Source organism: Acidovorax sp. (assembly GCF_046339755.1).
In the GTDB taxonomy this organism is placed as follows: domain Bacteria; phylum Pseudomonadota; class Gammaproteobacteria; order Burkholderiales; family Burkholderiaceae_C; genus Acidovorax.
The window spans coordinates 17,789-28,435 of the sequence record NZ_JBKDTZ010000136.1 but is presented as its reverse complement, the minus strand read 5'-3'; the positions used below and the strand labels follow the sequence as shown (position 1 = coordinate 28,435).

Here is a 10,647-nt window from a genome sequence, read left to right as displayed (position 1 = left end):
GTTTGGGCTGGCACTGACGGTCACAGGGGTTTTGCTGGGCGTGGTCACCGGCGCGATACAGGGCTTTTTCGGCGGCAAGACCGACCTGGCGTTTCAGCGTTTTATCGAGATCTGGGGTTCCATGCCCGAGCTGTACCTGCTCATCATCTTCAGTGCGCTGTTCGCGCCCAGCATCTCGCTGCTGCTCATCCTGCTCTCCCTGTTCGGCTGGATGGGCCTGTCGGACTACGTGCGGGCCGAGTTCCTGCGCAACCGCCAGCTCGACTACGTGAAGGCCGCGCGCGCGCTCGGGGTCAGCAATGCGCAGATCATGTGGCGCCACATCCTGCCCAACAGCCTGACCCCGGTGGTCACCTTCCTGCCGTTTCGCATGAGCGCCGCCATTCTGTCGCTCACGGCCCTCGACTTCCTGGGCCTGGGCGTGCCGCCGGGAACGCCCAGCCTGGGTGAGCTGCTGAGCCAAGGCAAGAACAACATCGACGCATGGTGGATCTCGCTGAGCACCTTCGCCGTGTTGGTGATCACCCTGCTGCTGCTGACCTTCATGGGCGATGCGCTGCGCGACGCCCTCGATCCCCGCAAGGCCGACAAATGAACGCAGCTTCTGTGACGAGCGCAGCCCATACCGGCCCATTGCTCGACGTGCGTGACCTGCACGTGCAATTCGGCACCAAGGAAGTCGTACGCGGCGCGAGCTTCACCATCGCCCCCGGCGAAAAGCTCGCCCTGGTGGGCGAATCGGGCTCTGGCAAAACCATCACCGCACTGAGCCTGCTGCGCCTGGCCGGCGATGCCCAGGTCAGCGGCCAGGCCCTGCTGCGTGGGCGCGACCTGCTGGCCCTGAGCGAGCGCGAGATGCGCGGCGTGCGCGGCGGCGACATCGCCATGGTCTTCCAGGAACCCATGACGGCGCTGAACCCGCTGATGACCGTGGGCCAGCAGATCGCAGAGATCCTGCAGCTCAAGAAGGGCCTGACCGGCGCGCAGTGCGCCCAGGCCGCCATCGAGCTGCTTGCCAAGACCGGCATCCCCGAGCCTGCACGCCGGGCGAACAGCTTTCCCCACCAGCTCTCGGGCGGGCAGCGCCAGCGCGCCATGATCGCCATGGCCCTGGCCAGCGAGCCGCAGCTGCTGCTGGCCGACGAGCCCACCACAGCGCTCGACGTGACCCTGCGCGGCCAGATCCTGGACCTGCTGTCCGACCTGCAGCGCCAGACCGGCATGGCCGTGCTGCTCATCACCCACGACCTGAACCTGGTGCGCCGCTTTGCCGACCGTGTGGCCGTGATGGAGCGCGGCGTGCTGGTGGAGCAGGGCGCCGTGGCCGAGGTGTTCGGTGCGCCGCAGCATGCCTATACCCGCAAGCTCATGCAGAGTCAGCCCCAGCGCGACGTGACCGAAGAGGCACCGCCCCCTGGCGCGCCGCCCGTGCTGCAGGCCAGCGACCTGCGCGTGGTCTATGCCACGCCGCTGCCGGGCTTTCGCGGCTGGTTCAGGAAAGGCGAGTTCGTGGCCGTGCAGGGCGCCAGCCTGGCCTTGCCGGCAGGCCGCACTCTGGGCGTGGTGGGCGAGTCGGGTTCGGGCAAGTCCACACTGGCCCAGGCGATTCTCGGGCTGCTGCCATTTGGCGGATCGCTGCAGGTGGCGGGGCAGGGCTGGCAGGCGCCGGCCATGCGCAATTCGCCCGCCAACCAGCAGCTGCGCCGCAAGGTGCAGGTGGTGTTCCAGGACCCGTTCTCGTCCCTGTCGCCACGGCTCACGGTGGAGGAGATCGTGGGCGAGGGCATGCGCGTGCACGAGCCCAAGCTCAGCGTGGCCGAACGCCGCACGCGCGTGGAAGCGGCCCTGGCCGAGGTGGGGCTGACCGAGGCCCAGTTTCCCGGCCTGCTGGCGCGCTACCCGCACGAGTTCTCGGGCGGCCAGCGCCAGCGCCTGGCCATTGCGCGCGCCCTCATCGTGCAGCCCGAGCTGCTGGTGCTCGACGAGCCGACCAGCGCGCTCGACGTCACCATCCAACAGCAGGTGCTCAAGCTGCTGCAGCGCTTGCAGAAGGAAAAAGGCCTTTCCTACCTGCTCATCACGCATGATGTACAGGTGATCCGCGCCATGGCGCACGAGGTGCTGGTGATGAAGGACGGCCAGGTGCTGGAAAGCGGCGCCGTGGGCCAGGTGCTCGACGCACCGCAGCACCCCTACACGCAGCGCCTGGTGGCATCGGCCGGGCTGGACTGACGAATAGACCATGTCGGGCGCCCCAGCGTACCCCGGTATGCTTTTGCCAGTGGCACTGGGGTGAGGAGAGGGGCTGCCCGGCGGCAGATGCCATCAGGCGTAGGTATCTACCTGTGACCCCAGGCCGTCCGCCGAAGGGGGGCGTTGCTCGCGCGCCGCCTGGGCGGCGGCTTCCATCTTGCGCGCCTGGGCATCCTGCTGCTCCTGCTGGCGTGCGCGCTGGATGGCGGTGATCTGCGCCTGCACCATCTGGATCTGGGCCTGCAGCAGCTTGGCCTTTTGCTGCTTGGCCTTGGGTTCCATGTCGGAAGTGGCAAGGCCCTTGAGTTCCTCGGTCAGCGTCTGCAGCTGCTTTTGCAGCTTGGCGATCTCACTGCCGCCGCCCCCGCTGGACGAAGACACCTGGCCGGCCGATGAAGAAACGGAGACTTGCATGGCCCTGATATCGGCCCCGCACGGAAAAACTGTAACTGTAAGGCGAAGGAGCTGTTGGGGGTGTTCAACCCTTGGTGGCGGCTGCAAGGGCAGGGCCGTCCTGCGCAACCCACAGCACCTTGTCCACCTCCACCCCGAGCGCCCGGGCCTTGGCCAGCAACTGCTCGCGCACACCAGGCGGCAGGGTCTTGGTGCGCGACAGGATCCAGAAGTAGCCGCGGTTGGAGCCGACCACCATGGACCATTGGTAGTCGGGGTCCAGCGCCACCACGTTGTAGCCGCCGTAGAAGGGTCCGAAGAACGAGACCTTGAGGGCGCCCTGGTCGGGCGCGCCAGTGAAGCGGGCCTTGCCCTCGGCTTCTTTCCAGCGCTCGCGGCCGGGGTCGAAGCCGCGGTTGACCACCTTGATGGTGCCGTCCGGGTTGGGGATGTAGTTCGCCGTGGTCTGCTGCAGGCCGCGCTCGAACGAATGGTCCAGCCGGGCCACCTCGTACCACTGGCCCGCATAGCGCTGCGCGTCGAAGCCCGCCACCGGCTCAATGCCGGCAGGCGGGTGCGTGGAGCACGCCGTGAAGAACAGCACCGCACCGAGCGCCAACACGCCAATGGTGTTGGGCAGGAAGCGGCGGCCCACCGAGCGCGCGGCGCCGGTGGCGGTGCGCGCTGGGGCGGGTGCGGGCGTGTCTCGCAGATCTTGCAACTGGTGCAGTTCAACAATGGTGTCAGGCATGGTGGTTTCCCTGGCTGAAGGGTTCGTCGCAGTCCTGGCATGGGCCGGCCACCGGGGCGGGCGCTGCCTGTTCTGCGGCGATGGAGTCAATGTAAGGAGGGCGCTGGCGGCCGCGTGTAGGCGCGTGCTGGCATCGCTTGTCGGCGGGGTGGGGGCCGACATGCCGCGCATCAGACCATGTGCCGGTGCCGCCGGGGGCGGCCGGGTTCCCACTTCGCCAGCCTTGTTGCCACAAAAGTCACGGATCGGCGGGGAGAGTGGGCTCCGCACGGTCCCGCAGCGCTGGCACGGAACTTGAACGCGCCCAGCGGGTAGAGTGGCAGGTACGCTTGCCACTGTTTGCCATCGCCTGCCATCGCTTGCCTGAGGTCCTTTGCATGACGACCACTACGCCATCCGCCAGCAACCCGGCCCCCGCCGCGGTCGACCACCTGCGCTTTCACCGCGCGCACGAGCACCTGTCGCCACCCTTCGGCAACGATGGCTTTGCCCGCAAGGCCGAGGCCTTTGCCCGCATGTTCGGCTCGCCCCGCTTTCTGCTCGCACAGACCGGCTTCGTGGCGGTGTGGATCGCCCTCAACCTGTCGGGCGTGGTGACGTTCGACGCCTACCCCTTCATCCTGCTGAACCTGGTGTTCAGCCTGCAGGCGGCCTATGCGGCGCCGCTGATCCTGCTGGCCCAGACCCGCCAGGCCGAGCGCGACCGCCTGCACGCCGACGCCGACGCCCGGCACCGCGAAGCCCTGGCCCAGGCCACCGCCGAGCGCCAGGCCGTGGCTGCGCAGCACAGCGCCCAACTGCTCGACCTGCTGGAGCAGAACACCCGACTGACCGAGATGACCCGCAAGCTCGGCGAGCGTATCGAGGCGCTGACGGTGGAGATGCACCACCGCATGCACTACATCCCGGCGGTCGCCCGCAGCCAGCAGCAGGCCGGCCAGCCGGGGGCGCTGCAGCCGGGCGACGCGGGCTCGGACGCCGCTGCACGGAAGGGCTGAGCCGTTTTTGCCACCCACCCCCGGCCACCGGCCGCCGCGGCGGGCCATGCGAATCCCTTCGACATTGCTGCCGCCCGGCAGGCCCTGTACGGCCGCGCCGCGCCTGGGCAGCCCATCGCGCTACTGCACATCGGCACCGCGCACACGCTGGTGGCCCTGCTGGGCGAGTCCGGCGCGCCCGGCCCCCTGGTGAGCCTGACCGTGGGCAGGCACAAGACCGCACACACGTTCTTCCGGCGCGACGTGCCGACCCCGCTGGAGCTGGAGAACGCCATCGCCAGCGTGGAGGACGAGGTCTACCTGGCCCACCGGCAGTACGCACAGCAGCCCGGGGCGGCCCGAGCTGCCTGGTGGTCCACCGATCCCCATCTGGTGGCCCTGGCCGAACTGGCCGGCGTGCCGCGCGGTCCCGCCACCATGCTGCTCACGCTGGAGGCCATGGAGCGCCTGTTCCAGCGCCTGGCGGCCGTGTCCGAAGGCCGGCCCGCCGCGAGCGAGGGCCTGACCGAGAGTGTGGAATTCGCCACCACCTTGCTTCTGCTCAGGGAGTTGATGCACCACATGCCGTTCGGCCAGTTGCATTTGCTGGCGGGGTAGCGACGATGGTGTTTCAGTCGGGCTTTTGTGCCCGCCACTCCCGGGGCGACTGCTGGAACCGCTCCCTGAACGCGCGGCTGAAATGCGCCGCATCGTTGAAACCCCAGCCGAAGGCGATCTCCGACACCGCGGCCCTGGCGCGGCGCGCATCCAGCAGTTCGCGGCTGGCACCATCGAGCCGCTGCGCCCAGAGGTAGTGCGAGGGCGACTGCGGCTCGGTCTTGAACAGCCGGTGCAGGTGGCCGACGGACATGCCCAGGTCGGCGGCCACGGATTCGATGCTCAGCCCCGGATCGCGCAGCCGCGTGTCGATGTGGCGCTTGATGCGCGCCACATGGTAGGCCCCCATGGCCGAGGGCTCGGCGCGGCCGCAGGCGGGCAGCGACTGCAGGCCGGCGGCCAGCACGTTGATGACACCGCTGGCCACGGCGGCAGCGGAGGCCGCAGGCAGGCGCTGCGCCTCGTCGCGCAGCGCGGTGACCATGTGGGCCATCAGGTGCCCGGCGCCGCTCTGGCCCGAGACGGTGGTGGCGGTCAACTGCTCGGTACCGGCCACCAGCGCACGCAACTGTTCGCCGCGCAGCTTGAGCACGATCTCCTCGAAATCCTCGCTGAACTGCAGCGTGTAGGGCCGGGTGCTGTCGTACAGCGCAAAGTCGCCGGGGGCCACGGTGGCCTGGCGTCCATCCTGCGATATGACGCCATGGCCCCGGGTCTGCAGTCTCACTATAAAGCAGTCGTCCGCGGCGCGCGAGATGGAGCGCGGCGTGCGCACCACGCGCTGCGCCCGCGAGCGCACCACCGACAGGTCCAGCCCCGGCAGGTGGTGGCTCTGGATGGAGCCGCCGAAGCCCTGGGCATCCGGTGCATCGCATTCGAGCTGCACATAGGTGCTGCAGATCATGTCGGTCCAGTAGGCCAGCCGCTCGCGCGGGGCGATGGCATCGGTACTCAAGAGTTGGCTCATGGGCGGGTCTCAAGCGGGGGGGGGGGCGGGGGAGAAGGGCAACAAGCCCATCATCCTCCGACCGGGCCGGTTCTTCAAGCAAGCCCCATGCCGGTAAACCCGGGGTGGCGAGCCTGAAGCAAAAGACAGGAGGGTTCCAGTCAAGTGGACTGCAATCAAGTGGCAGGAGAGTCTGGGGCAAGACGGCGGGGCCCTGTGCGCAGTGAAATCCTCGCATCGCCAACCCTGAAAGAGACCCTCCCATGCCCGCCACCCACCACCCCCAACTGCGCGTCGCCGCCGTCCAGGCCGCACCCGTGTTCCTCGACCTCGATGCCACCATCGACAAGACCATCGCGTTGATGAAGGAGGCCGCGAAGCAGGGTGCCCAGCTCGTCACCTTCCCCGAGACCTGGATCCCCGGCTACCCCTGGTGGATATGGCTCAGCGCGCCTGCCCTGGGCATGCAGTACGTGCAGCGCTACAACGACAATTCGCTGGTGGTGGGCTCGGCCGAGTTCCAGCGCCTGGCGCAGGCCGCGCGCGACATCGGCATCTGGATGTCCACGGGCTACAGCGAGCGCGCCGGCGGCAGCCTCTACATCGCCCAGGCCCTGTTCGACGACCAGGGCCGCGTGGTCAAGACGCGGCGCAAGCTCAAGCCCACGCACGTGGAGCGCACCGTGTTCGGCGAGGGCGACGGCAGCGACCTTGCCGTCATGGACACCGCCATCGGCCGGATCGGCATGCTGGCCTGCTGGGAGCACCTGCAACCCTTGAGCAAGTACGCCATGTACGCGCAGAACGAGCAGATCCACGTGGGTGCCTGGCCCAGCTTCTCGCTGTACCGCGGCGCGGCCCATGCGCTCGGGGCCGAGGTCAACAACGCCGCCAGCCAGGTCTATGCGGTGGAGGGCGGCTGCTTCGTGGTCGCGCCGTGCGCCACCGTATCCAAGGAGATGGTGGCCATGCTGTGCACCGACGACCTACAGCGCCAGCTGCTGCTCGAAGGTGGGGGCTTTGCGCGCATCTACGGGCCCGACGGTGCCTCGCTGGGCACCCCGCTGGGTGAGAAGGAAGAGGGCCTGGTGCTGGCCGACATCGACCTGGGCACCATCTCCCTGGCCAAGACTGCGGCCGACCCCGCCGGCCACTACGCGCGCCCCGACGTCACGCGCCTCTTGCTCAACCAGACGCCCGGCGACCGCGTGGTGTCACAGGTGCCCGCCGGCATGGCCGCACCCGTGGCGGCCAACGAAGCCGCCGCGGCTGAGCCCGCCCTTGCCATGGCCGAGTGAGCGCGCCATGGAATCCGCCATCCCCCCGCACCTGCAGTGCCCGCGCCTTCGCCACCGCCGGGTGCCCGACGACTATGTGCCACCGTACCCGGCGACGGTGGCACGCTACCGCCCCGAAGTCACGCGCGTGGTCATGGCCTACTTCGGCCTCCAGCACCGGGCGGATGCGCCCACTCCCGCCCTGGCAGAGCGGGCCCTGCACTGCATCGCCGAGGCCTTTGACGCCGCCAACGGCCCGGGCCACTGGGACCGCGCGCGGTGCGTGGACCAGGCGGGCTATCTCAATACGATCACCATCGGCTACTGGGACGACCCGGCCGCCTACGCCGCCTGGTTTGCCGCGCATGGCGCGCGCTGGGCATCCGGCGCGTTCAACGACCCCGGGCTGGGCCTGTTCACCGAGGTGCTGCAGCCTGCGGCCGACCGCTTCGAGACGCTGTTTTCCAGCGATGGGATAGAGGGCGTGGCCGGCGTGTCCAGCGGCCTGGGCGACCCCATTCAGGAGCATGCCTACTGGGGCGGCATGCGCGACCGGCTGGCCCTGTCGCAGACCGACGGCATGGCGCCCGAGGGCGCGCCGCAGGTTCTCACCGACGGCCTGCACCAGCGCGTGCTGCCGCACGAGAACCTGTGCCTCATCCGCTCCGGCCAGGACTGGACCGGTACGGAAGGAGATGAGCGCCGCATGTACACCGAGGAGGTCGAGCCCGTGCTGCGCGCGGGCATGGACTTCCTGCAGGACCAGGGCCGCGCGGTGGACTGCTATGCCAACCGCTACTTGACCGTGGTCGATCCGGCAGGCCAGGCGCTGGACAAGAGCTTCGGCATGGGCTGGTGGCGCAGCCTGGCCGCACTGGAGCGCTGGGCCGAGTCGCACCCCACGCATGTGGCCATCTTCGGCGCGGCCATGAAGTACCTGGGCACCATGGGCCCGGCGGCACAACTCAAGCTCTACCACGAGGTCACGGTGGCCCGGGCCGAGGAGCAGTATTTCGAGTACTTCAACTGCCACCCTCGCACGGGCATGCTCGGGGCCGTCACTGGGGCTTGAGAAAGGTCTCGGCCAGCCGCACCCAGTAGGCGCCGCCCACCACGATGTTGCCATCGTGGAAATCGTAGCCCGGGTGGTGCACCATGCAACCGCCCGGTGCATTGCCGTTGCCGATCTGCAGGTAGGAGCCCGGCACCTGCTCCAGCATGAAGGCAAAGTCTTCGCTGGCCGGCAGGGCCTCGGCCTGCAGGGTCACGCGCTCGGGTCCCACCAGGTCCAGCGCCACCTGGCGCGCCAGTGCGGTCTCGGCCGGGGTGTTGACGAGCACGGCGTAGCCGGGCCGCCAGTCGAGCTGGGCGCGCACGCCATGGCCCGTGGCGGTGGCCTCCACCAGTGCGCGGATGCGCTGCTCCAGCAACCGGCGCACGCCGCTGTCCATGGCGCGCACACTGATTTCCAGCACCGCGCTGGCCGGGATCACGTTGTTGGCCTGGCCGGCGTGCAGGGCGCCCACGGTGACCACGGCCATCTGCTGCGGGTCCACGTTGCGCGAGACGATGGTCTGCAGCGCCATCACCAGGCTGGCCGCGGCCACCACGGGGTCGATGGCCACGTGCGGCATGGCCCCGTGGCCACCCACGCCCTCGAGCGTGATGGTGGCATAGTCGCTCGAGGCCATGGCCGGCCCCTCGCGCAGCAGCAGGTGGCCCTGTTCCACGCCGGGCATGTTGTGCATGGCGAACACGGCATCGCAGGGGTAGCGCGTGAACAGGCCGTCGGCCATCATGCGCAGCGCGCCGCCGCCGCCTTCCTCGGCGGGCTGGAAGATCAGGTTCAGCGTGCCGCTGAACCGGCCATGCTCGGCCAGGTACCAGGCCGCCGCCATCAGCATGGCGGTGTGGCCATCGTGCCCGCAGGCATGCATCACGCCCGGGTGGGCGCTGCTCCAGTCCACGCCCGTGGCCTCGGTGATGGGCAGGGCGTCCATGTCGGCGCGCAGGCCCAGGCGCGGGCCGTGGCCGCGCACCATGCGGCCCACCACGCCCGTGCCGCCGATGCCGCGCTCCACCTGGTAGCCCCAGCGCTCCAGCCGCTCGGCCACCAGTTCGGCCGTGCGCTGCTCCTCAAAGGCCAGCTCGGGATGGCGGTGGATGTCGCGGCGCAGGGCGATGAACTCGCTGGCGCGCTCTTCCAGTGTGTCGAACAGGGTGCTGTGGACCATCGTCGTCATCATTGCGGCTGCAGGTTGATGGAGCGCGCGATCTCGCGGTAGCGCGCGGTCTCGCTCTCGAAGAAGGCGGTGGACTCGGCCAGCGTCATCGCCGGCGATGCCACCATGGACTGCGCTGCGAGCTGGGTGTGCACCGTCGGGTCCTTGAGTGCGCGGCCAATCGCCTGGTGCAGCCGCTGCACCACGGGCTCGGGCGTCTTTTTGGGCACCATGAAACCGGTCCAGATCTTGTACGAGAAGTTGGGCAGGGTCTTGCCTTCACTCACCGTGGGAATGTTCTTGAGCATCTCCGAACGCTGCGCGCCCAGCTGACCGATGATCTTCAGCCGCCCCTGGTCGGCCATGGCCCCCATGGCAGAGCTGTAGACCAGCACCGCAAAGTCGAGCTGCCCGCCGCCCAGGTCCTGCAGCAGCGGCGCATTGCCCTTGTAGGGGATGTGCTGCATGGTGGTGTGCGTGGTCTGCTGCACCTTCTCCAGGATCAGGTGGTACAGCGAGCCCATGCCCACGCTGCCATAGGACAGCGGGTCCTTGCCCGGCGTGCGTGCCAGCGCGATGAGTTCGTCCACGCTGTTCACGCCCAGGTCCTTGCGCGTCACGAAGACCATGGCCGCGTCGGACACCGGGTGCACCAGGCGGAAGTCCTCCGTGCGCAGCTTCACCGCGGCATTGGCCAGCGGCGCCAGGATGGCCTCGTTGGGAGAGCCCTGGAAAATGTAGTACCCGTCGGCCGGCGCGGCCAGCACCTTCTGCGCGGCCATGGCACCGGCCGCACCGCCCAGGTTCTCCACGATCACCTGCTGGCCCAGCTCGCGGGCCATGGGCGTGTTGAGGATGCGCGCCATCGCATCCGACGGGCCGCCGGCCGGGTAGGGCACCATCAGGCTCACCGGCTTGGCGGGGTAGGCGTTGGGGGCCTGGGCCCACGCGGCCAGGGGGCCCGCGCCCAGTACCAGGCCCGTGAGCCCAGCCAGTGTGGCGAGCAGGCGTTTCATCGCAATCGTTGTGTGCTTCATTTCGATCCCTTGCGGACAAATTGGTAGGCGGCCATGGCAACCATGGCATGCGTTTTTTCGACACCCTCTGGCCTGCCACGCAGCTCTTTCGGGGCACGTTTTGCAGGTCAGCCGGGCCATCTTAGGATCGGCGTTTCTGCGCGTCCAATGCATTGCAAAGTGGGTTAGCATGA

At 69.0% G+C, this 10,647-nt stretch carries 11 protein-coding genes; 6 read left to right on the top strand and 5 right to left on the bottom strand.

From position 1 onward, the window contains the following. Together ACK59X_RS11240 and ACK59X_RS11235 are read left to right on the top strand one after the other, a co-directional pair. Positions 1–595 (top strand): ABC transporter permease subunit (locus ACK59X_RS11240; RefSeq protein WP_409957401.1); only part of this gene is annotated, 595 nt, incomplete at its 5' end. After that, complete coding sequence (locus ACK59X_RS11235) at positions 592–2,232, top strand: ABC transporter ATP-binding protein (protein WP_409957400.1); 1,641 nt, start codon at positions 592–594, stop codon at positions 2,230–2,232. The genes ACK59X_RS11240 and ACK59X_RS11235, both read left to right, overlap by 4 nt. A 93-nt stretch (positions 2,233–2,325) precedes the next feature. Here the strand turns inward: ACK59X_RS11235 and ACK59X_RS11230 are convergent, their stop codons facing one another. Both ACK59X_RS11230 and ACK59X_RS11225 read right to left on the bottom strand, forming a co-directional pair. Then, positions 2,326–2,667 (bottom strand): FlxA-like family protein, encoded by a 342-nt coding sequence (locus ACK59X_RS11230; protein ID WP_409957399.1) that lies wholly within the window; start codon positions 2,665–2,667, stop codon positions 2,326–2,328. A gap of 64 nt (positions 2,668–2,731) precedes the next feature. Further along, positions 2,732–3,397, bottom strand: coding sequence for a lipocalin family protein (locus tag ACK59X_RS11225; RefSeq protein WP_409957398.1), 666 nt, complete (start codon positions 3,395–3,397; stop codon positions 2,732–2,734). A gap of 377 nt (positions 3,398–3,774) precedes the next feature. On the opposite strand from ACK59X_RS11225, the gene ACK59X_RS11220 reads away from it, so the two are divergent. Then, positions 3,775–4,395 carry a DUF1003 domain-containing protein gene (locus ACK59X_RS11220; RefSeq protein WP_409957397.1) on the top strand — a complete coding sequence of 207 codons (621 nt, stop codon included), beginning with the start codon at positions 3,775–3,777 and terminating at the stop codon, positions 4,393–4,395. Between the two features lie 150 nt (positions 4,396–4,545). After that, the gene (locus tag ACK59X_RS11215; RefSeq protein ID WP_409957396.1) at positions 4,546–4,992 is read left to right on the top strand and encodes a hypothetical protein; all 447 of its coding nucleotides are present in this window, start codon (positions 4,546–4,548) and stop codon (positions 4,990–4,992) included. Between the two features lie 13 nt (positions 4,993–5,005). On the opposite strand, the gene ACK59X_RS11210 is transcribed toward ACK59X_RS11215, so the two are convergent. Then, a complete protein-coding gene (locus ACK59X_RS11210; protein WP_409957395.1) occupies positions 5,006–5,959 on the bottom strand; it encodes a helix-turn-helix domain-containing protein in 954 nt (317 codons plus the stop codon). Between the two features lie 242 nt (positions 5,960–6,201). Between ACK59X_RS11210 and ACK59X_RS11205 the strand changes: the two genes are divergently transcribed. Then, positions 6,202–7,236: a carbon-nitrogen hydrolase family protein gene (locus tag ACK59X_RS11205; RefSeq protein ID WP_409957394.1), complete on the top strand. Its 1,035-nt coding sequence runs from the start codon at positions 6,202–6,204 to the stop codon at positions 7,234–7,236. Between the two features lie 7 nt (positions 7,237–7,243). Beyond that, complete coding sequence (locus ACK59X_RS11200; protein ID WP_409957393.1) at positions 7,244–8,287, top strand: phenylacetaldoxime dehydratase family protein; 1,044 nt, start codon at positions 7,244–7,246, stop codon at positions 8,285–8,287. Here ACK59X_RS11200 and ACK59X_RS11195 read toward each other — a convergent pair. Together ACK59X_RS11195 and ACK59X_RS11190 are read right to left on the bottom strand one after the other, a co-directional pair. Next, positions 8,274–9,461 (bottom strand): M20 aminoacylase family protein, encoded by a 1,188-nt coding sequence (locus ACK59X_RS11195; RefSeq protein ID WP_409957392.1) that lies wholly within the window; start codon positions 9,459–9,461, stop codon positions 8,274–8,276. The genes ACK59X_RS11200 and ACK59X_RS11195 overlap by 14 nt on opposite strands. Further along, positions 9,458–10,453, bottom strand: a complete 996-nt coding sequence (locus ACK59X_RS11190; RefSeq protein ID WP_409957391.1) for a tripartite tricarboxylate transporter substrate binding protein — start codon at positions 10,451–10,453, stop codon at positions 9,458–9,460. The genes ACK59X_RS11195 and ACK59X_RS11190 overlap by 4 nt, the downstream gene beginning before the upstream one ends. Positions 10,454–10,647 lie beyond the last annotated feature (194 nt).